Consider the following 19,806-nt stretch of genomic DNA (forward strand, 5'->3'; position numbering starts at 1 on the left):
AAGCACTTGGAGACGGAGGCCAATTTGACCGAGCGCACCCCGCGCCATGGTCTCGATGCGATGGGCATCGGGACGGACGCCGATATCATCTGGAACCTGGAGACCGCGCAGCTCGTCGAGCACGCCGTGCGCCGCGGCGAGGGCAAGCTGGCCAAGGACGGTCCGCTGGTCGTCACCACGGGCAAGCACACCGGCCGTTCGGCCAAGGACAAGTTCATCGTCCGCGACGCCGCCACCGAGGACAGTGTCTGGTGGGGCAAGGTCAACAAGGAGATGAGCCCGGCGCATTTCGCTGCGCTCAAGGCCGATTTCCTTGCCGCGCTGGCGGATCGCGACACGCTGTTCGTGCAGGATCTCCATGGCGGCTCGCAGGCCGAGCACCGCGTCAACGTGCGCGTGATCAACGAGCTGGCCTGGCACAATCTGTTCATCCGCACGATGCTGGTCCGTCCGCCGGCCGGAGACCTTGCCGGCTTCGTGCCCGAGTATACGATCGTCGACCTGCCCAGCTTCCGCGCCGATCCGGAGCGCCATGGCTGTCGCAGCGAGACGGTGATCGCGGTGAGCTTCACCGAGAAGCTGATCCTGATCGGCGGCACCGCCTATGCCGGCGAGATGAAGAAGAGCGTCTTCGGGCTCCTCAACTATCTGCTGCCCCAGGACGGCATCATGCCGATGCACTGTTCGGCGAACATCGGCGCGGACGGCGATACCGCGGTGTTCTTCGGCCTGTCCGGCACCGGCAAGACCACGCTTTCGGCCGATGCCTCGCGCACGCTGATCGGCGACGACGAGCATGGCTGGTCGGACACCGCCGTGTTCAATTTCGAGGGCGGCTGCTACGCCAAGATGATCAACCTCTCGGCCGAGGCCGAGCCCGAGATCTTCGCGACGACCAGGCGCTTCGGCACGGTGCTCGAGAATGTGGTGATGGACGAGGAGAGCCGCGCCCTCGATCTCGCGGACAACAGCCTCGCCGAGAACAGCCGCGGTGCCTATCCGATCGACTTCATTCCCAACACCTCCGAGCGGAATCTCGGCCCGGTGCCGCGCAACATCATCTTCCTGACCGCGGATGCCTTCGGCGTGATGCCGCCGATCGCCAAACTGACGCCCGATCAGGCGATGTATCACTTCCTCTCGGGCTACACCGCCAAGGTGGCTGGCACCGAGATCGGCGTGACCGAGCCCGAGGCGACCTTCTCCACCTGCTTCGGCGCCGCCTTCATGCCGCGCCATCCGGCGGTCTATGGCAATCTGCTCAAGGAGCGGATCGCGAAGGGCGGCGTGGATTGCTGGCTGGTCAACACCGGCTGGAGCGGCGGCCGCGCCACCGATCCGGGCATCAAGCGCATGCCGATCCGCGTGACGCGGGCATTGCTCAACGCCGCGCTCGACGGCAGCCTGGCCCAGGCCGAGTTCCGCAGGGATCCCAATTTCGGCTTCATGGTGCCGGTCACGGTGCCGGGGGTGGACGGCGCGATCCTCGATCCGCGTGCCGCCTGGGCGAACAAGGCGGATTATGATGCGACCGCCGGCAGGCTGGTCGACCAGTTCGTCGAGAATTTCGCCCAGTTCGCCGACCATGTCGATGCGGGCGTGCGCGAGGCGGCGCCCAAGGTTACCGCCTGAGCGCGATCCGTTCCGGCGGCTGTGGGCGGGCGCTTCAACCTGTGCTAAATTGCTCCCGTTCCGATCACTCGTAACGGGAGCAACAGCATGAGCATTCTCGACGGCATTCTCGGCCAGGTTTCGCAGAACGTGGACGTGGCCAATCTCGCCTCCAAGGTCGGGCTTTCGCCCGAGCATGTCGAGCAGGCGGTGCAGGCGCTCGCCAAGTTCCACCCGATGGACACCGATACCGCCGAGGGCGCCGCCTCGGAGACCGGCCTGCCGGTGGAGAAGCTCCAGGAGATCATCGGCCATATCGGTGGCGAGGGTTCGCTCGGCCGCTTCTCGCAGCTGATGCAGGAAGGTGGCGAGGGCGTGCTCGGCCAGCTCGGCGGCCTGGCCTCCGGCCTGTTCGGCACCAAGAGCTGATATCCGCGCGGGCTCGCCCGGCGGGTGGCCGGGCGAGCCTCGCGTTTCAGCGTATCGCCGGCAGGATATGGTCCGGCACGTATTTCTCCTGGGGCACGTACGTTACCTTGTCCCCGTAATTGCCGCCGAAGATCGCCACCACGAGGTCGAGCTTCGGCACGACCATCACCACCTGGCCGCCATTGCCAGCCGCGAAGAAGGCCGGCAGCTTCCCGCCCTGCCAGGGAAAGTCGATCCCCCACCAGAGATAGCCATAGTGCAGCCCGCGCAGCTCGCCGCTCGGCGCGGTGGAGCGTCGCGCCCAGTCGGCGCTCAGGATGCGCTTGCCCTGCCAGGTGCCGCCGTCGAGCATCAGCTGACCCAGCTTCATGAAATCGCGCGGTCGGAACTGCGCGCCGCCGCCCATATAGGGCTCGCCGGTCGGCTGCAGGTTGAGGGCATAGGGCCCGAACTGCATCGGCCGGGCGATCAGCCGATCGAAACTCTGCTCCAGCGGCTCGCCGGTAACCCGTGCCAGCACGCCGCCGGCAAGGTTGGGATTGGTGCTGCAATAGACGCGGCTCGCACCCGGTGGCGCGACCATCGGCAGATCGAGAGCATAGCGATACCAGTCGGGCTGGGCCTCCTGATCCTGCATCACGTCCTCGTTGCCCGGCGCCTTGGGGTCGCGATCGTCGCAGTGGAAGCCCGATGCCATGCCGAGCAGGTCGCCCAGCGTCATCGCCCGCTTGCGCGGATCGAGATCGGCGGGGAGCGTCTTCTCCATCGTCGCATAGACCGGCGTTTCCGGCCCGATCCGCGTGCCCTGCTGCATTGCCGCGCCGACCAGCACGGAGGTGAGGCTCTTCGCCGCCGAGCGCGTGTCGTGCAGGGCGTCGCCGTCCGTGCCGTGGAGATACTCCTCCAGCACCAGCTTCCCGTGCCGGGCGATCAGCACGGCATGGATATCCTGGGCGTGAACCGAGTCGATCGGCTGGTCGATCAGCATCTGGACGAAGCGCTCGATCGCCGCGCGGTCGATCCCTTCCGCCGCCAGCGTGGAGACCGGCCAGCCGTCCTGCTTCGGCAGTGGCGGGCGATAGGCATAGGGTGCCGTGAGTCCGGGGCGGGGATAGAAATCGCTCAGCGCCCCCGCCGGCTCGAAATCATAGCTGTTGCCGCGCCCGGGAATGGCGATCGAGAGCAGTCGGTTGCCGGCATCGAAGTTGCCGGTGGCGATCTCCACTTCCTCGGTTGCGCCGCCGGGCTTGCCGAGCAGCCGCACATGGCCGTCCTTCAGCTCGATATGCCTGAGGTCGACATTGCGCCCGATGTTGCGGTCCGGATTGCGCAGGAACACGCCGAGCCGCCCGTCCGCCTCGCGGTCGATCTTCAGGTAGAGCGTGAAGCTCTCGTCGAGCGGCCGCACCTCGCCGCGCCACAGCGACGGGCCGGCGGCGGCGAGCACCACCGGAGTCGCATAGCGCATCCCGCCGGTGACGCTCCGGGGCTGGATCCAATGGCCGCGGATGCGGTTGCCTTCGATTCGCCCGCGAAAGCCGCCCAGTTCGCCCGCCAGCGCGAAGCGCAGCGTGTCGCCCGCCTGCGTCACCGTCGCCTCGCGTCCGGCGATCTCGGCGCGCCAGCCCGACGCTTCCTGGACCAGGGTGAGCGTGCCGCGCACATCCGGGCCGAAGCGCTTCTTCGCCGCCCAGAGCCCGGTGATATCCTGTTTCGCATCCTGCGCGGCGAGAGGAGCGGGGAGGGTCATTGCCGAGGCCAACAGGACGGAGAGGAGGACGGAACGCATCGAAACCCTTTCATCGGTTGCGTCAGCCGCTTTGCGCCGACGGCACGCCACCGTCTTGTATCCGCGCAACTTCCCGCCGCCAGCGCGCCGGCGTTGCGCGAAAGGCTTCGCGAAAGGCGTGGCTCAGATGCGCCTGGTCGACAAAGCCGGCGGCACAGGCCACTTCGGCCAGCGAGGCGGTGCCGCCCCCCAGCATCGCTGCCGCCCGTTCCAGCCGCCGCCCGCGCAGCAATTCGCCCGGCGTGCAATGGAGATAGCGGCGAAAGACGCGGGCGAGGTGCACCGGGTGGACCCCCGCCTCGCGGGCAAGGTCGGCGACGCATAGTTCCGGGTCGTCCGCGGTGAAGCTCATCTCGAACACCCGGCGCAGCCAGGAAGGCGGCCTGGCGGCACGTCGCGCCTCGTCGGACGCGAGCGGCTGCACGCTGGCGACCAGCTGGTGCGCCCGCCCGTCAAAGGCGAGGGGAGTGGGGGCCGCCCGGTCGAACTGGGCCGCGACGGCATGCGCCGTCCAGATCGCATAGGGATCGAGCACCCGCACCGCCGGACCTTCGCCGCGTTCATATCCGCCCGAGATGGCGAGGAAGCTGCCCTGGCCTTCGTGGAACCGGTCGCGGTGCGTCGTGCCGGGCGGGTTGAACACCAGCAGCGGCGTGCGCGATACCGGCGGCGCATCCCTGGCCGAGGACTTGTACCCGCCGGAGAGGACGAGCACGAAATGCGCCTCGTCATGCGTGTGCGTCTCGACCTCGTGCTCGGGTGCCGTGGCGGCAAGGCGATGATAGGTGAAGCCGCCGATCGCGCGATAGGCGGGACCGTCGCCCCAGAATTCATGCCGCGCCCGCCGCAACGCCACCGTTCCCGACCTCTTGTGGTTCGCCGGCTGTACTAGTTGTGTAATACTCTTCGATCAACTGCCAGCGCGATTCCTGCGCCGGCGGCATAGGCGAGGAAGTCGAGCCATTCGAAGCTCCCGCCGAGCACCACCGCGACGACCCGGATGGCGCGTATTCCGAGCAGGTCGAGGATATGGATCGCTTGGCCGAGTTCGATCAGCGCGCCGATCCCGAACGCCGTGGCCGCGGCGGGCAGGGGCCGGATCGGCAGCACCGCGCGCAGCCCGCAATGGACCAGGATCACCGCCAGCACGTCGCCCAGATACGGCCGGATGAAGCGATCGCGGGCGTAGAGCGCGATCGCCACCTCGATCGCGAGCAGCAGCGCCGCGACGGCCGCGTGGCCTGGGCGCCAGACCATCAGCTGCCGCGATACATGCGGATCAGCGCGGCACGGGCGCGAACGATGGCGCGCATCAGCCCTTCCGCTCGGCGACGTGCCGATCGATCACATGCCCCAGCACGGTCATCGGCACATTGCCGCCCAGCACCACCGCATCGTTGAACGCGCGGAAGTCGTAGCGCTCGCCCAGCGCCGCCCTGGCATGGTCGCGCAGGCGATTGATCTCGCTATGCCCCACCTTGTAGCCGCATGCCTGGCCCGGCCAGGAGCAATAGCGATCGACCTCGCCCGAGACTTCCTCCACCGAGGAGCCGTTGGCGGTGACGAACCAGTCGATCGCCTGTTGCCGCGTCCAGCGCTTGGCGTGGAGGCCGGTATCGACGACCAGCCGGCAGGCCCGGAAGCCGAGCGACTGGAGGTAGCCGAGCTTCTCCGCCGGATTCTCGGCATAGACACCCAGCTCGTCGGCCAGCTGCTCGGCATAGAGCGCCCAGCCTTCCGAATAGGCGTTGAAGGCCAGGATCGAGCGGATCAGCGGCATCCTGTTGGCATATTCGCCTTGCCAGACATGGCCCGGGATGGCCTCGTGATAGGCGAGATCGGGCAGGCTGAAGCGCGTGTGCAGGCTGGTGGTGCGCAGGTTGATCCAGAATTTGCCCGGGATCGTCCCGTCGATCGAGCCCGCACCGCCATAGGCGCCGGGCGCGCCGGGCTCCTCCTCGGGCGGCAGCCGCTTCACTTCGACATTGCCCTTCACCAGCGTGTGGAAGGCCTGGGGCATGCGGCTGCGGATATCCGCGACGCGCTCGTTGAGGAATTTGAGGATCTCGGCGCGACCCGGATCGCCCTCGGGGAAGGCGAAGCGCGGATCCCTGGCCAGCGCCTCCATCCGTGCGCCGACCGAACCCTGCGAATAGCCCTGCTTCTTCAGGATGGCGTCCATCTCGGACTGGATCTTCGCCAATTGCTCGATGCCCATCCGGTGGACTTCGTCCGGCGTCATCGTCGTCGTGGTGCCCGCGCTCAGTGCCCAGGCATAATAGGCGTCCCCGTCCTTGAACTTCCACACGCCGGCATCGCCGGTCGCGCGGGCGCGGTGCTTCTGCAGCTCGGCGATCTGCCGGTCGAGCGCGGGCGCGAGCTTGTCCCTGGCGAGCAGCCAGGCCCGCTCGCCGAAATCGCCATCCATGCCAGCGGTGCGATTGGCAACCGAGGTGACTACGCCCCAGCCGGCGGGATCGCCGCTACGGGCCAGCCTGATCTGCTTCAGGCACTTGTCGAGCAGGAAGTCGGGCGCGATCACGCCTCTGGCCGCGGCGCGCTTCAGCCGTTCGGTTTCGCCGTCCACCTGCTCGGCATAGCTTTCCAGCCGGTCGAGATAGGCTTCGCCGTCTTCGGGCGTCGCAATCTGGTGATCGCTGTCGAGCATGCGTGGCAAGTCGAGGAACGCGCCGACATTCTGCACCACCACATAGGGGGTGTTGCGCCAGCTGCCCGTGGCCACGTCGCCATAGCCGAAGGCGAAGCCCTTGAGTGCGTTGGAGAAACTCGCCTGGATCACGTCGACATGGGTCCGCATCGCCGGGCTCAGCGCGTTCATGTCGAGCCTGGCCAGGTCGGCCAGCCCCTTTCTCAGGTTCGCCGCGATCTTCGCCTGGCCCTTGACCGAGCGGTCCGTCAACTGGTGCTTCAGGTTCGCCCGCTTGTCCTTGTCGACGCCCAGCGTGGTTGCCGTCTCGGGATAATCGCGCAGCATCTGCTCGGCGATCCGGTCGATCAGCGCCTGGGCCGGCGCGTCATTGTCGGCCAGCAGGGCGCGGGCCCCGGCGGGCGCGCCGGCGAACGCGAGCGTCGAGCCTGCGCCAAGCAGCAATTGGCGGCGAGTGGTGTTCATTCGGAATTCCTCGAAGCGAAAATCTTCAGGCCGGTTCGACGTCGAGCGAACCGCTCCGCGCGCCGGTGATGCGGACATGCGCGCCGGCCGGGGTATCCGGGCCGTTGGCGAGCCATTCGCCGTCGCCCACCTTCACTCGGCCCTGGCCGGCGACGATGGGCTCGACCACGGTGACCACCTGGCCGATCAGCCGGGCGACGCGGTCGTTGAGCAGCGGATCCTCGCTCGGCACCGGATTGGTGCGATACCAGCGCCGCCCGACCGCCACGGCCGCTGCCGAGGCTCCCGCGAACAGGAACACCTCGAACACCAGGTCGAACGCCGGTACGAGCAGGGTGACGATGCCGGTCACCGCAGCTCCCGCAGCGATGAAGACCAGGAAGACGCCCGGCACGAGCAGCTCGGCGATGGCGAGCAGCGCGGCGAGGATCAGCCAGGCCAAGCCCGGCACGGCGAGCAGTTGGTCGAAGTTCATCTCAACTCTCCTGGGGTCCGAACGGCCGCGGGCGCGACGGTGCCGGCGGCGCGGGCGGACGCGGCGCGCCGCCATTGCCGCTGCCGCCCAGCGCGTCGCGCGCCAGCTCGCCGATGCCGCCCAGCGTGCCGATCAGCTGCGTCGCTTCGACCGGGAACAGGATGGTCTTGGCATTGGGCGAAGTGGCGAACTTGCCCACGGCTTCCACATATTTCTGCGCGATGAAGTAGTTGAGCGACTGGCTCGAGCCCGCCTCGATCGCGTCCGAGACGAGCTGGGTCGCCTTGGCCTCGGCCTCGGCCGAGCGCTCGCGCGCCTCGGCGTCGCGGAAGGCCGCTTCGCGCCGGCCCTCGGCCTCGAGGATCTTGGACTGTTTCTGGCCCTCGGCGCGCAGGATTTCCGAGGCGCGGGTGCCCTCGGCCTCCAGGATGTTGGCGCGCTTCTCGCGCTCGGCCTTCATCTGGCGGCCCATCGCGTTGACGATGTCGGCGGGCGGGCGGATGTCCTTGATCTCGACGCGCGTGATCTTGACGCCCCAGGGCGTCGTCGCATGATCCACCACCGAGAGCAGCCGCGCGTTGATCTCGTCGCGCTTCGACAGCGTTTCGTCCAGGTCCATCGAGCCCATCACGGTGCGCAGGTTGGTCGTGGTGAGCTGGAGGAGGGCGATATAGAGGTCCGACACCTCATAGGCCGCCTTGGCCGCGTCGAGGACCTGGAAGAACACCACGCCGTCGGTGGAGATCATCGCATTGTCCTTGGTGATGATCTCCTGGCCGGGAATGTCGATCACCTGCTCCATCATGTTCACGCGCCGGCCGACCCGGTAGAAAAAGGCCGGATAGAAGTTGAAGCCCGGCGTCGCGACCGTGGTGAAGCGGCCGAAATGCTCGATCGTGTACTGATAGCCCTGGCGGACGATCGTGACGCTGGAGAAGAGATAGAGCACGACCACCGCCGCCACCGCGCCCAGAAAGACATTGAGTACGAGCATTCCGACTCCCCCAAAAGAACCTGGCCCGAAAGAACGCGGTCCAGAAGAATGTGGCCCTCGCCAATCCGTTCCTTGCTAGCATAGAGAAGGGGTATGATCACAGCCCGTCTCGCACCGCGCACCGCCCTGTTCCTTCCGGCATCGAACCCGCGCGCGATCGAGAAGGCACGGGAGCTTCCCGCCGACCTCGTGATCCTCGATCTGGAAGACGCGGTGAAGGACGCGGACAAGGCACAGGCCCGCCTCGCCGCGGTGGCGGCGGTGGCCGAAGGGTTCGGCTCGCGGCTCGCCGCGATCCGCCTGAACGGAATCGGATCGGGCGAGTATCCGGAAGATGTCGCCGCCGTGGCGTCGTCCGCCGCCGATTTCGCAGTGCTGCCCAAGGCCGAGGGGGCCGCCGAGGTCGCCCAGGTGGCGCGTGCGCTCGGCAAGCCGCTGCTGGCGATGATCGAGACTCCGCTCGGTGTGCTCGCCGCCGCCGCGATCGCCGCGGTACCGGGCGTGGCCGGCCTGATCGCCGGCACCAACGACCTTGCCGCCACGCTCCGCCTGCCGCCGTCGAGCGGCCGCGCGCAGATGTCGGTCGCGTTGCAGACGATCGTCCTCGCTGCCCGCGCCGGCGGGGTCTGGACGCTGGACGGCGTGTTCAATCGGCTCGACGATGCCGAGGGCCTGGCGGCGGAGTGCCGCGAGGGGAGGGCGCTGGGCTTCGACGGCAAGTCGCTGATCCATCCCGGCCAGCTTGCCATCGCCGCCCGCGCCTTCGGTCCGAGCGAGGCCGAGATCGCCGATGCCCGCGCGCTGATCGCGGCGGCGACGGGAGGGGCCGAGCGGTATGAGGGGCGGATGATCGAGGCGATGCATGTCGACCAGGCACGGGCCCTGCTCGAGCGCGCCGCCGATCGGACCACTACGGAACATTTCGGAGCCTGAAGCCGGCCGGGTTGGGCGGAGAGCCTCTATGATGACCTTATGCCCGGCCTGCCCATATTGCATCGTGACCTGCTCGCCGCGCTCGACGAGATCGAGTCGCTCCTCGCCCAGCCTGAGCTCGATCAGCTGCGGCTGTCGCGCGTCCGCCTCTATATCTCCAGGGTCAACGGCGAGCGCCGCAACACGGTCGACGCGCTTTGCCTGGCACGCGAGCGCCAGGCCGGCGGCGTCATCGCCCAGCAATTCGCGGCGCTGCGCCAGTCGAACATCGACACGAGCATCGAATATACGATGCATGTCGGCGCCTGGGGCCTGCGCGAGATCGCGGAGGACTGGCCGGCCTATTGCCGCGCCTCCACGGCGCTTGTCCGCAGCCTCCGCCAGCAGATCGCGATCGAGCAGGCCCTGTTGTGCATGACGCCGGATGATGCCGACCCCCTAGCGCTTTCCGACCCTCGCGGTTACATGGGCCGCCAACTTCCGAATCAGGACATTGGCGCACCCCATGGACATCCCCCTCGGCCTCACCTTCGATGACGTTCTCCTCTATCCGGGAGAATCCGAAGTCCTGCCGAGCATGGCCGATACCCGCACACGGGTGACCCGCGGCCTTTCGCTCAACATTCCGATCCTCTCCTCGGCGATGGATACCGTCACCGAAGCCGATATGGCGATCGTGATGGCCCAGCTGGGCGGGATCGGCGTGCTCCATCGCAATCTCGACATCGAAGAGCAGGTGGAGGCGGTCCGCGCGGTGAAGCGTTTCGAGAGCGGCATGGTCGTCAATCCGATCACCATCGCCCCCAACGGCACGCTGGCCGAGGCCCGCGCGCTGATGGCGCAGCACAAGATCAGCGGCGTGCCGGTGGTCGAGGCGAGCGGCAGGCTCGCCGGCATCCTCACCAATCGGGACGTCCGCTTCGCCGAGCGCCCCGACCAGCTCGTTTCCGAACTGATGACGCATGAGAACCTCGTCACCGTTCGTGCCGGGGTTGCCCAGGAAGAGGCGCGCCGCCTGCTCCATTCCCGCCGGATCGAGAAGCTGCTGGTGGTGGACGACGCCTATCGCTGCGTCGGCCTGATCACGGTGAAGGACATCGAGAAGGCGGTGAACTATCCCGCCGCCACCAAGGATGCCGCCGGCCGCCTGTGCGTCGCCGCGGCCTCGACCGTGGGCGACAAGGGCTTCGCACGCACCGAGGCGCTGGTCGATGCCGAGGTCGACCTGATCGTGATCGACACCGCGCACGGCCACAACAAGGACGTATCGCGCGCCGTCGAGCGCGTGAAGAAGCTGTCCAACCGGGTCCAGGTGATCGCAGGCAACATCGCCACCGCCGAAGCGGCCAAGGCGTTGATCCACGCCGGCGCGGACGGCGTGAAGGTCGGCATCGGGCCGGGCTCGATCTGCACGACCCGCGTGGTCGCCGGTGTCGGCGTGCCGCAGCTCACGGCGGTGATGGATGCCGCCAACGAAGCTGCGAAGCACGACGTGCCGGTGGTCGCCGATGGCGGCATCCGCACCTCGGGCGACGTCGCCAAGGCGATTGCCGCCGGCGCCTCGAGCGCGATGATCGGCTCGCTGCTGGCGGGCACCGAGGAAGCGCCCGGCGAGACGTTCCTGTATCAGGGCCGTGCCTATAAATCCTATCGCGGCATGGGCTCGGTCGGCGCGATGGCGCGGGGCTCGGCCGATCGCTATTTCCAGCAGGACGTGAAGGACCAGCTCAAGCTCGTTCCCGAAGGCATCGAGGGCCAGGTGCCGTACAAGGGCCCGGCGCGCGACGTGATCCACCAGCTGGTCGGCGGCGTGAAGGCCTCGATGGGCTATGTCGGCGCGGGCACGATCCCCGAATTCCAGCGGAAGGCGCGCTTCGTGCGGATCACCAATGCGGGCCTGCGCGAGAGCCATGTCCATGACGTGACGATCACGCGGGAAGCGCCGAACTACCCGACCCGCTGAGCGACGGTTCCCGATCTAAGACGGGTGGGTAGGTCGGCTCGGCCGAAGTGATTGCGTGCGCTTGGTAATTCGCTATCCATCGGGATAGTGCCAAGTTTCGATCGCGCCCGGCTGCTGCCGGGCTACGCCCCTTTTCGCCCGCTCAGTGCAGCGTCCGAGATACCCGCCAACCCCGTTTCGGAGCATCGTCTACCCCCATCGGCCGGCTTCTCCACGATGCAGTTGTGGGGTGCGCTCGGGCTGAGCGTGGCGATCTGTGCCGTGCTGCTGTGGAAGGCGGAACTCCGGGTGGACCTGCTGCGGCCAGGCAATGCGCCCTATCTCGTCGGGCTCGCGCTCACCTTCGCGGTTCGACCCGCGCTTGCCAGAACCGGCTTCCGCTGGGCGAAGCCGGCATCCGATAGCGCGGACTATTTCGGCCTGTTCACGGCGATGGCGCTGACCGGAGCGGTGAGCTCCTATCCCCTGGCCGCGTTGTCGCAGGGCTTTGCCGATGCCCCGCTCCAGCGGATCGACGAGGCGCTGCACTTCCACTGGCTTGCCTGGTACGAGACGGTGGCCGCCCGCCCCAGCCTCCAGCGGCTCGGCGTGGCTGCCTATCAGTGCATCTATTTGATTCCGGCCGTGCTCCTCGTGGCCTTCGCGATTCGAGGCGAGCGGCGCGAGGCGCACCGCTTCCTTGCCGGCTTCTGGCTGGCCGCGCTGATCACGCTGAGCCTCTACCTGCTGATGCCCGCCGTCGGCCCTTTGACATATCTCTGGAAGGGTCCGATCCCCTATATGCCGACCAGCGCGATCTGGCAGGAGCAGCTGATTCCGGCGTTGCGCGCCCACCAGGTCGGGCTGGTCAACCTTGACGAGCTGCGCGGCCTGGTCTCGGCGCCGAGCTTCCATACCGCCTCCGGCGTTCTCTACATCGCCGCTGCCTGGCGCTGCGGTCGCCTGCGCTGGCCGCTGATCCTTCTCACCCTCGCGATGCTGCTGGCGACTCCGATCGAGGGGACGCACTATCTGTCGGATATGATCATCGGGGCCGCGGTGGCGCTGGCGGCGCTGGCGGCGGCGGCGAGGCTGGTGGAGCGGTTCGGAGCGGCGCACTGAACGGGCATGGCGTCAGCGCCTGCGATAGGCGTACATGCTTGTCTCGTAGGGAAAGGCGATCTCGCCCCCGCCGGCCAGTTCGGGCGTTCGGGCGATGAACGCCCGGATGTCGCGCTCGACCTCGTCGCGTTGTTCCGCGGGAAGCCCGGCGATGAAACTCACCGAAAGCGTGCGCCTGAGCACCACCTGCTCGGCGGTGCCGATATGGGCGTTGCGGACATGGCGCTCGTCGACCGGTTCGAAACCGGGCGCGGGGAAGACGCTGCGCCATGCGCCGGTGCGATAGCGCGGGGTGTCGCCTTCATGGCGGTTGGTGATTTCGGAAAGCGCCGCGACCCAGGGCACCCCCTCGTCGCGGCCGTTCCAGATCAGGCCGAGCATCCCGCCCGACACCAGCACCCGGTGCATTTCCGCCAGTGCCGCGGGCGTGGCAAACCAGTGGAAGGCCTGCGCGCAGACCATGGCATCGACCGAGGCATCGGGAAGCGGGATCGCCTCGGCGGTTCCGGCCAGCGCCTCCACGTCGGGATGGGCGCGGACCAACTGCTCCCGCATCTCGGCGATCGGCTCGACGGCAACGATGTCTCCGCCGGCTTCCCGCAGCACCGGGATGAACTTTCCGGTGCCGGCACCAACCTCGAGCACCCGGCTGCCCGGGCCGATGTGCAGAACCTCGCGCAGCCAGGCGAGCGCTTCGGGCGGATAGCCCGGCCGGCCGGCGGCATAGTCCCGCGCACCCCGGTGATATCCCCTTGACTGTTCGTGGACCCGCATCGCGCCAGCTCCTTGTCCCGCATCGTCACCGTCAACGCGCCGGCCGACCCGCCGGGCCCGCGCCGATCAGGAAAGCCAGGCATTCGGCACCGCCCTTCGCAAGCGGCCCGGTTGTCCGCCGCGCAGGTTCGCGGGCGGCGATAGGAGCGGGAGGCAGGAGCGGGCGGCCCCGCTCAGCCCCCATAGCCGATCCGCACCGCGCCCGCAGCCTCGGCCGCCACTCGTCGCGCCGTATCGGTATCGCTTGCCAGGGCGAGCGCCACGCCCATTCGCCGATAGGGTCGCGAATTCGGCTTGCCGAAGATGCGCACGTCCACCTCGCCGCCCGGCACGGCCAGCGCCTCGGCCAGCCCCGCATAGGACAGCGCCTCCGAAGCCCGGTCCGCCAGGATCACGGCGCTCGCCGAAGGTCCGCGCAGCGCGATCGACGGGATCGGCAGGCCCATCACCGCCCGTGCGTGCAGGTCGAACTCGCTTAGGTTCTGCGAGATCGAGGTCACCATGCCGGTGTCATGGGGGCGGGGCGACAGTTCGGAGAAGATCACCTCTTCGCCCTTCACGAAGAACTCCACGCCGAAGATGCCATAGCCGCCCAGATCGTCGACGACCTTGCGGGCCATGTCCTGCGCATCTGCGATGGCGGAGGCCGACATGGCGGCGGGTTGCCAGCTCTCCTGATAGTCGCCGCGCTCCTGGCGGTGGCCGATCGGCGGGCAGAAGAGCACGCCGGCACGCGTGCGGATCGTCAGCAGCGTGATCTCATAGTCGAAGTCGACGAACTCCTCGACTATCACGCGCTTGCGGTCGCCGCGCATATTGGCCACGGCATAGTCCCAGGCCGCTTCCAGCGCACCCGCCTCGCGCACCGTGCTCTGGCCCTTGCCCGAAGAGGACATGACCGGCTTGATCACGCAGGGCAGTCCGGTGTGCCCGGCCCCGGCCAGCACTTCCTCCAGGCTTTCGGCGTACCGGTATCGGGACGTGCGCAGGCCCAGCTCGACGGCGGCGACCTCGCGGATGCCGTCGCGGTTCATCGTCATCATTGTCGCGCGAGCGGAGGGGACGATGGCGAAGCCCTCCGCCTCCAGCTCGGCGAGCACTTCGGTGCGGATCGCCTCCACTTCGGGCACGACATAGTCCGGCCGGTGCTTCTCCACCGCCGCGCGCAGCAGCGCGCCGTCGAGCATCGGGAACACTTCGAAATCGTCCGCCACCTGCATCGCGGGTGCACCCGCATAGGCATCGCACGCGATCACCTGGGCGCCCAGCCGCTTGGCGGAGATCGCGAATTCGCGGCCAAGCTCGCCCGAACCGAGGAGCAGGATCTTCGCCGTGAATGCCATATGCTTGCCCTTGCGATCGGAGGATGCCCGCGTCCCTGGCCGGATAGGGGCGGATTGTCGAGATTTCGCTGTCAAAACAGGAAATGTTCTGCTTGTGCGGGAAGGATGCGTGGCACGATCTTCCCCATTTCCGTTCGCTCGTGCACCCGTTCGGCGAGTTTGATGGCGTGAACCCCGCGGCACGGCTCCAGGCTGCCATCGACCTGCTCGACAAGATCATCGCCGCCGCCCGCGACCAGGGTGGATCGGCCGATACGATCATCGCCCGCTGGTTCGGCGAACGCCGCTATGCCGGCTCCAAGGATCGTCGGGCCATTCGCGCGCTGGTCTATGACGCGATCCGCATGCTCGGCGAGCGCCCGGAGAGCGGCCGCGCCGCCATGCTGGCGCTGGTCCGGCGCCAGCCCGAACTGGCCGCACTGTTCGACGGATCGCCCTATGGTCCCGCGTCGATCGCGCCCGATGAACCCGTCGCCGCGGCGGGCGTGCTGCCGGCCTGGCTGGCCGAGGCTTTCGCCCTGTCCGGCCTGGATGCCGATGAGCAGGCGGCGCTGCTCGAGCGCGCGCCGCTCGATATCCGGGTCAACACGCTCAAGGCCGACCCGGCGGCGATCCAGGCCGAGATCCCCGGCGCCGTGCCGCTGCCGTGCCTGTCCGCCGGCCTGCGGGTGCCGTCGGATGCGGCTGTCGAGCAGCTGCCCGCCTATAAGGAGGGCCGGCTCGAAGTGCAGGACGCCGGCAGCCAGTTCGTCAGCCTGGCGGCGGGGGTGGAGCGCGGGCAGCACGTCATCGACCTGTGTGCCGGCGGCGGCGGCAAGACCCTCGCACTGGCCGCAGCGATGGCGAACCATGGTTCGATCCTCGCCTGCGATATCGATCGCCCGCGGCTTTCGCGGCTGATGCCCCGTGCCGAGCGGGCGGGGGTGTCTATCGCCGAGACACGCCTCCTCAACCCGAACCAGGAGGCGGCGATGCTCGCCGACCAGACCGGCCGTGCGGATGCGGTGCTGATCGATGCGCCTTGCTCCGGCACCGGCACTTGGCGTCGCAATCCCGAGGCGCGCTGGCGGCTTACGCCGCAGCGCCTGGATCGTTATGTCGCGACTCAGGCCGCATTGCTCGATATCGGCGCCGATCTTGTGCGCCCCGGCGGCGTGCTCGTGCACGTCGTCTGCTCGCTGCTCGATGCGGAAGGTGCGGGTCAGGCCCAGGCGTTCCTCGACCGGCATCCGGGCTGGAGCGCCCAGCCGCCGTCGCTGGGCGCCGGCACGCCGCATGGCCCGGGACTGCGCTTCACCCCGCTTGCGGACTCGACCGATGGCTTTTTTGTCGCGAGTATGCGCCGGCCATGATAGCGACGGGGCAGATTTCGGAGAATGTGATGCGTTTCACTGCGATTGGGGCGGCCGGTGCGTTGCTGCTGCTGTCGGTTTCCACCTCGCTGATGGCGCAGCGTGCAGACAACCAGATCGATCCGCGTTCGATGGAACTCGTCAGGCAGGGCCGCGCGGCGCTGGCAGCCGGCAATGTCGACGGCGCGGGCGATGCGCTGGAGAGCGCCCTGGCGGTGGATCCACGCAATCGCGAAGCCTATCTCGTCCTCGCCGAGATCGCCCGCAAGAACAGCCTGCCGGGCAAGGCGATCCGGCTCTATCGCGAGGCGCTGAGCCTCGAGCCGAACGATACCGCGGCGCTGCGCGGCCAGGGCGAGGCGATGGTCGCCAAGGGTGCGATGGAGCGCGCCAAGGAGAATCTGGCCAAGATCGAGAAGCTTTGCGCCAAGGCATGTGCCGACGCGACTCAGCTCTCGGCGGCGATCGCCAAGGGGCCGCCGGTCACCACCGCCCAGGCCGAGCCCGTGCCGGCGCCGAGCGCCACGCCGACGGCCAAGCCCTGATCCCGCTTGCCCAGGCCCCGATCCGGCCTGCAATATGGGATTTCGCCTGTCGGGTTGCCCCGGCGGGCCGTGCCGGCGCCGCCCGCTCCTTGAGGGGTTCAACCCAGGATACGGGCCAGCGCGACGAATTCCGCGACGGTCACCGTCTCGGCGCGACGGCTTGAATCGATACCCAGCGACTCCATCGCCGCCAGCGCGCCGGGCACGCCCTTCAGGCTCTGGCGCAGCATCTTGCGGCGCTGGCCGAAGGCGGCGGCGGTGAGCGTCTCCAGCGTCTTCAGCCGCACGCCCTCCGGCGACGCGCCGGGGGTGATGTGGACGACGGCCGACATCACCTTGGGCGGCGGGGTGAAGGCCGAGCGGTGGACGTTCATCGCGATCTTCGGAGTGGAGCGCCACTGGGCGAGTACCGCCAGCCGGCCATAATGTTCGGTGCCGGGGCCGGCGACGATCCGCTCGGCGACTTCCTTCTGGAACATCAGCGTCAGGCTGGCCCACCAGGGCGCCCATTCGGCCGAGAGCCAGCCCACAAGCAGCGCCGTGCCGACATTATAGGGCAGGTTGGCGACGACATGGGGCTTGCCCTGGAACAGCGCAGGCGCGTCCACTTCCAGCGCATCGCCTTCGATGACGCGGAGCTTGCCCGGAAAATAGGTGTCGAGTTCCTCCAGCGCGGGAATGCAACGCCGGTCCCGTTCCACCGCGGTGACGCTGGCCCCGCCCTGGAGCAGCGCGCGCGTGAGGCCGCCGGGGCCGGGGCCGACCTCGAACACTTCGGCGCCTTCGAGCCTGCCCGGCACCTTGGCGATGCGGGCAAGGAGCTGGTGGTCGAACAGGAAATTCTGGCCCAGCGCCTTGCTCGCGCTGAGACCATATTTGCCGATGACTTCCCGGAGAGGCGGAAGCTCGGTCACGCCGCGGCTTCGGCCCGGCGCTGCGTGGCGCTGGCGGCCATCTTGATCGCGGCGATCATCGCCCCGGGATTGGCAGCGTCGGTGCCGGCGATGCCGAAGGCCGTGCCATGGTCGGGCGAGGTGCGGACGATGGGCAGGCCGAGGGTGATGTTCACCCCTTCGTCGAAGTGCAGCGTCTTGATCGGGATCAGCGCCTGGTCGTGCGTCGGGCAGAGCGCGGCATCATAGCCGGCCCGGGCACGCGCATGGAACATCGCATCGGCGGCGAAGGGTCCGATCGCGTCGATGCCTTCCTCGCGCAGCCGGGCGATGGCGGGCTGGAGCACGTCGATCTCCTCGCGCCCGATCTCCCCGCTTTCGCCGGCATGGGGGTTGAGGCCGGCAAAGGCGAGCCGGGGGCGCTCGATGCCGAAATTGCGCAGCAGCCCGCGTGCGGTGACGCGCGCCTTGGTGAGCACCAGGTCGATGGTGAGCAGTTCGGGCACCCGGGCCAGCGGCTCGTGCACCGTGATCGGCACCACTCGCAGCGTGGGGCCGGCGAGCATCATCACGGCGTTCTCGGGCGCGATGCCGCAACGTTCGGCGACGAATTCGGTCTGGCCGGGATGCGTGAAGCCGATCTTGTAGAGCTGGACCTTCGATACCGGGCCGGTCACCACGCCGCCGGCCGCGCCGGCATTGGCGAGGCCCACCGCCAGTTCGAGCGACTGGAGCGCCGCCTTCGCGCTGGCCTCGTCGGGGCTGCCCGGGGTGACTTCGCAGGTGTCGCTTACCGCAAGCACCGGAAGCGCGTCCCCGAAGGCGCCCGCTGCTTCGTCCGGATTGTTGATGCGGGCGACCGGACCGTCCCACACGCGTTCGACGGCGGCGGGACAGCCGATGGCAAAGAAGGGCGCGAGCGAGTGGAGCTCCCGCGCCTTCCATGCCTTGGCTGTGATCTCGGGGCCGATTCCGGCCGAATCGCCCATCGATATGGCGAGCGGCCGGGTCACTTCAGCGATATTCGATGAGCGCGTCGCGCCGCAGATCGCGGAGCATGCGCTGCGCACGCAGATTGGTCCGCTTGTCGGATTCGCCGTCCTGGATCTGCTCGATCGAGGGAAGGCCCGGGGGCGGCGGATCGTCGCGGCCGCACACGACGAGGACGCGCACGCCATCCTCGATCGTGCCGAAGGGCTGGGTTACCTGGCCCACCTGCAGCGGCAGGATGATCTGCTGGAGCGCGGGCGGCAGGTCGCCGATCACCACGCCGTCCTTCTCCACCACTTCGGCGTTCTGCGCGGCAGCGACGTTGGACGCATCGCCGCAGCCCTTGATCGCCTGGGTCGCCGCGGCGAACTGGCCGGCACGCGCCGTGGCCTGCGCCTCGTTCGTGCCCTTGGGGAAGTTGATGGTGATCTGGCGCAGCGAGAGCTTGGCACCGCGCGGGTCGGCCATGCCCACCTTGCGCTTGTCGGCGAGATAGACGACCGAGAAACCCGTGGTGAGCGGGATGGGGCCGGCGACCTGGCCGGGCTGCATTTCTTCGACGGCCTTGGCCATCTCGTCCGGCAGGATGCCCGGGGCGAGGCGGACCCAGCCGAGATCGCCGCCCTGGCCCTTGGTCGAGCTCTCCGAATAGGTCTTGGCGAGATAGTCGAACGGCGCGCCTTCCTTCATCTGCTGGATGATGCGCTGCATGCCCGCATAGACTTCCTGCTTACGGTCGTCGGTCGCGTTCATGTAGATTTCGTAGACGTGATATTCCTCGCTGCCCTGCGCGGCCTTGAGGCGGTCGAGAATGGCCTTGGCCTCCTCGTCGCTCACGTTGATGTCCACCTTGCGGCGCAGCAGGCGGCTCCAGGCGACTTCGCCCTCGACCTGCTTGCGCATCGTGCGCTCCGAAGCGCCGGCCTGGCGCAGGAAGGCGCGCATCTGCTCCGGCGTCTTCTGGAGACGGCGGGCAACCGAAGCGAAGCTTTGGTCGATCTCCTTGGAGTCGACGGTGATCTCATTGGCCTTGGCTTCCTGGATCTGCAGCGTCTCGTCGATCAGCTGGCGCAGGATCATCATGCGATACTGATCGCGCTCTTCCGGCTTCAGGTTGAGCTTGTTGAGCGCGATGATCAGGTTGAGCCGCTGATCGACGTCGGTGCCGGTCAGCACCGTGTCGTTCACGATCGCCGTGGGTTTGCGGACGTTCGGATCGGCCTTGCCGAACAGCTTGAGATCGCGGGGAAGATCGAGCTGGGCGGCGAGCGCCGCTTCCTGATCTTCCTGCGTCGGCGGCGGCGGTGCCGGCGCGTGCGGGGCGGTCTGCGCCATGGCGGCGGATGCCAGGCTGGAGATCGCGAGCGCCAGAACGGACGAGCGACCTGCGCGGATCGCCTTGGTAACACCAATGTTCACGTGAATCCGTACCCTCAAATCTGCCGGAAGCGTGGCGCTTACTGGCCAATTGTGCCTGAACT

19 protein-coding genes are annotated in these 19,806 nt (G+C 68.2%); 8 read left to right on the forward strand and 11 right to left on the reverse strand.

Annotated features, from left to right (window positions below):
- Window positions 1-24 precede the first annotated feature (24 nt).
- Window positions 25-1,632 (forward strand): phosphoenolpyruvate carboxykinase, encoded by a 1,608-nt coding sequence (locus BGP17_RS18930; protein ID WP_286713162.1) that lies wholly within the window; start codon window positions 25-27, stop codon window positions 1,630-1,632.
- An 87-nt stretch (window positions 1,633-1,719) separates the two neighbouring features.
- On the forward strand, window positions 1,720-2,040 hold the full coding sequence (locus tag BGP17_RS18935) for a hypothetical protein (RefSeq protein ID WP_167298804.1): 321 nt from the start codon (window positions 1,720-1,722) through the stop codon (window positions 2,038-2,040).
- 46 nt (window positions 2,041-2,086) lie between these two features.
- Here BGP17_RS18935 and BGP17_RS18940 read toward each other — a convergent pair whose 3' ends face one another.
- Genes BGP17_RS18940 through BGP17_RS18965 form a run of 6 tightly spaced genes read right to left on the reverse strand, consistent with a single transcriptional unit; the run spans window position 2,087 to window position 8,431 of the window.
- The gene (locus BGP17_RS18940) at window positions 2,087-3,829 is read right to left on the reverse strand and encodes a serine hydrolase domain-containing protein (RefSeq protein ID WP_286713164.1); all 1,743 of its coding nucleotides are present in this window, start codon (window positions 3,827-3,829) and stop codon (window positions 2,087-2,089) included.
- Between the two features lie 22 nt (window positions 3,830-3,851).
- On the reverse strand, window positions 3,852-4,685 hold the full coding sequence (locus tag BGP17_RS18945) for a helix-turn-helix transcriptional regulator (protein WP_286713165.1): 834 nt from the start codon (window positions 4,683-4,685) through the stop codon (window positions 3,852-3,854).
- 32 nt (window positions 4,686-4,717) lie between these two features.
- A complete protein-coding gene (locus tag BGP17_RS18950; RefSeq protein WP_286713166.1) occupies window positions 4,718-5,086 on the reverse strand; it encodes a ribosomal maturation YjgA family protein in 369 nt (122 codons plus the stop codon).
- A gap of 55 nt (window positions 5,087-5,141) precedes the next feature.
- A complete protein-coding gene (locus tag BGP17_RS18955; protein WP_286713167.1) occupies window positions 5,142-6,962 on the reverse strand; it encodes a DUF885 domain-containing protein in 1,821 nt (606 codons plus the stop codon).
- Between the two features lie 25 nt (window positions 6,963-6,987).
- Entirely contained in the window at window positions 6,988-7,437 is a 450-nt protein-coding gene (locus tag BGP17_RS18960; RefSeq protein WP_167298809.1) for an NfeD family protein, read from the reverse strand.
- Between the two features lies 1 nt (window position 7,438).
- Entirely contained in the window at window positions 7,439-8,431 is a 993-nt protein-coding gene (locus tag BGP17_RS18965) for an SPFH domain-containing protein (RefSeq protein WP_167298810.1), read from the reverse strand.
- A 93-nt stretch (window positions 8,432-8,524) separates the two neighbouring features.
- Here BGP17_RS18965 and BGP17_RS18970 point away from each other — a divergent pair, with 93 nt between their 5' ends.
- The 4 genes from BGP17_RS18970 to BGP17_RS18985 all read left to right on the forward strand — a co-directional run bounded on the left by BGP17_RS18970 (window position 8,525) and on the right by BGP17_RS18985 (window position 12,428).
- Window positions 8,525-9,364, forward strand: coding sequence for an HpcH/HpaI aldolase/citrate lyase family protein (locus tag BGP17_RS18970; RefSeq protein WP_380926222.1), 840 nt, complete (start codon window positions 8,525-8,527; stop codon window positions 9,362-9,364).
- A 39-nt stretch (window positions 9,365-9,403) separates the two neighbouring features.
- Window positions 9,404-9,901 (forward strand): hypothetical protein, encoded by a 498-nt coding sequence (locus tag BGP17_RS18975; protein ID WP_286713168.1) that lies wholly within the window; start codon window positions 9,404-9,406, stop codon window positions 9,899-9,901.
- Window positions 9,870-11,327 (forward strand): IMP dehydrogenase, encoded by a 1,458-nt coding sequence (guaB, locus tag BGP17_RS18980; RefSeq protein WP_167298812.1) that lies wholly within the window; start codon window positions 9,870-9,872, stop codon window positions 11,325-11,327. Before BGP17_RS18975 ends, guaB begins: the two co-directional genes overlap by 32 nt.
- 87 nt (window positions 11,328-11,414) lie before the next feature.
- A complete protein-coding gene (locus BGP17_RS18985) occupies window positions 11,415-12,428 on the forward strand; it encodes a phosphatase PAP2 family protein (RefSeq protein WP_286713170.1) in 1,014 nt (337 codons plus the stop codon).
- A gap of 12 nt (window positions 12,429-12,440) precedes the next feature.
- Here BGP17_RS18985 and BGP17_RS18990 read toward each other — a convergent pair whose 3' ends face one another.
- A complete protein-coding gene (locus BGP17_RS18990; protein ID WP_286713172.1) occupies window positions 12,441-13,202 on the reverse strand; it encodes a class I SAM-dependent methyltransferase in 762 nt (253 codons plus the stop codon).
- A 173-nt stretch (window positions 13,203-13,375) separates the two neighbouring features.
- Window positions 13,376-14,545 carry a formate-dependent phosphoribosylglycinamide formyltransferase gene (gene purT, locus BGP17_RS18995; protein WP_286713174.1) on the reverse strand — a complete coding sequence of 390 codons (1,170 nt, stop codon included), beginning with the start codon at window positions 14,543-14,545 and terminating at the stop codon, window positions 13,376-13,378.
- Between the two features lie 167 nt (window positions 14,546-14,712).
- Here purT and BGP17_RS19000 point away from each other — a divergent pair, with 167 nt between their 5' ends.
- On the forward strand, window positions 14,713-15,897 hold the full coding sequence (locus BGP17_RS19000; RefSeq protein WP_286713175.1) for an RsmB/NOP family class I SAM-dependent RNA methyltransferase: 1,185 nt from the start codon (window positions 14,713-14,715) through the stop codon (window positions 15,895-15,897).
- Window positions 15,898-15,926: 29 nt separating this feature from the next.
- On the forward strand, window positions 15,927-16,442 hold the full coding sequence (locus BGP17_RS19005; RefSeq protein WP_208413430.1) for a tetratricopeptide repeat protein: 516 nt from the start codon (window positions 15,927-15,929) through the stop codon (window positions 16,440-16,442).
- 98 nt (window positions 16,443-16,540) lie between these two features.
- Here the strand turns inward: BGP17_RS19005 and rsmA are convergent, their stop codons facing one another.
- From rsmA to BGP17_RS19020, 3 genes are read right to left on the reverse strand one after another with little or no spacing between them, the layout of a single operon-like run.
- The gene (gene rsmA / locus BGP17_RS19010; protein ID WP_286713176.1) at window positions 16,541-17,356 is read right to left on the reverse strand and encodes a 16S rRNA (adenine(1518)-N(6)/adenine(1519)-N(6))-dimethyltransferase RsmA; all 816 of its coding nucleotides are present in this window, start codon (window positions 17,354-17,356) and stop codon (window positions 16,541-16,543) included.
- Window positions 17,353-18,348 (reverse strand): 4-hydroxythreonine-4-phosphate dehydrogenase PdxA, encoded by a 996-nt coding sequence (gene pdxA / locus BGP17_RS19015; RefSeq protein ID WP_286713177.1) that lies wholly within the window; start codon window positions 18,346-18,348, stop codon window positions 17,353-17,355. Before pdxA ends, rsmA begins: the two co-directional genes overlap by 4 nt.
- A 1-nt stretch (window position 18,349) precedes the next feature.
- The gene (locus BGP17_RS19020) at window positions 18,350-19,744 is read right to left on the reverse strand and encodes a peptidylprolyl isomerase (protein WP_286713178.1); all 1,395 of its coding nucleotides are present in this window, start codon (window positions 19,742-19,744) and stop codon (window positions 18,350-18,352) included.
- Between the last annotated feature and the right edge of the window lie 62 nt (window positions 19,745-19,806).

Origin of the sequence: Sphingomonas sp. 67-41, from assembly GCF_001899725.1 — a bacterium.
GTDB classification, from domain to species: Bacteria; Pseudomonadota; Alphaproteobacteria; order Sphingomonadales; family Sphingomonadaceae; genus Sphingomonas; species Sphingomonas leidyi.

Bases quoted from the DNA above. Each gene is read 5' to 3' on its own strand.
- BGP17_RS18935 (WP_167298804.1), top strand. From the start codon at position 1,720: ATGAGCATTCTCGACGGCATTCTCGGCCAGGTTTCGCAGAACGTGGAC.
- BGP17_RS18940 (WP_286713164.1), bottom strand. From the start codon at position 3,829: ATGCGTTCCGTCCTCCTCTCCGTCCTGTTGGCCTCGGCAATGACCCTC.
- BGP17_RS18950 (WP_286713166.1), bottom strand. From the start codon at position 5,086: ATGGTCTGGCGCCCAGGCCACGCGGCCGTCGCGGCGCTGCTGCTCGCG.
- BGP17_RS18955 (WP_286713167.1), bottom strand. From the start codon at position 6,962: ATGAACACCACTCGCCGCCAATTGCTGCTTGGCGCAGGCTCGACGCTC.
- BGP17_RS18960 (WP_167298809.1), bottom strand. From the start codon at position 7,437: ATGAACTTCGACCAACTGCTCGCCGTGCCGGGCTTGGCCTGGCTGATC.
- BGP17_RS18965 (WP_167298810.1), bottom strand. From the start codon at position 8,431: ATGCTCGTACTCAATGTCTTTCTGGGCGCGGTGGCGGCGGTGGTCGTG.
- BGP17_RS18970 (WP_380926222.1), top strand. From the start codon at position 8,525: ATGATCACAGCCCGTCTCGCACCGCGCACCGCCCTGTTCCTTCCGGCA.
- BGP17_RS18975 (WP_286713168.1), top strand. From the start codon at position 9,404: ATGCCCGGCCTGCCCATATTGCATCGTGACCTGCTCGCCGCGCTCGAC.
- guaB (WP_167298812.1), top strand. From the start codon at position 9,870: ATGGACATCCCCCTCGGCCTCACCTTCGATGACGTTCTCCTCTATCCG.
- BGP17_RS18990 (WP_286713172.1), bottom strand. From the start codon at position 13,202: ATGCGGGTCCACGAACAGTCAAGGGGATATCACCGGGGTGCGCGGGAC.
- purT (WP_286713174.1), bottom strand. From the start codon at position 14,545: ATGGCATTCACGGCGAAGATCCTGCTCCTCGGTTCGGGCGAGCTTGGC.
- BGP17_RS19005 (WP_208413430.1), top strand. From the start codon at position 15,927: ATGCGTTTCACTGCGATTGGGGCGGCCGGTGCGTTGCTGCTGCTGTCG.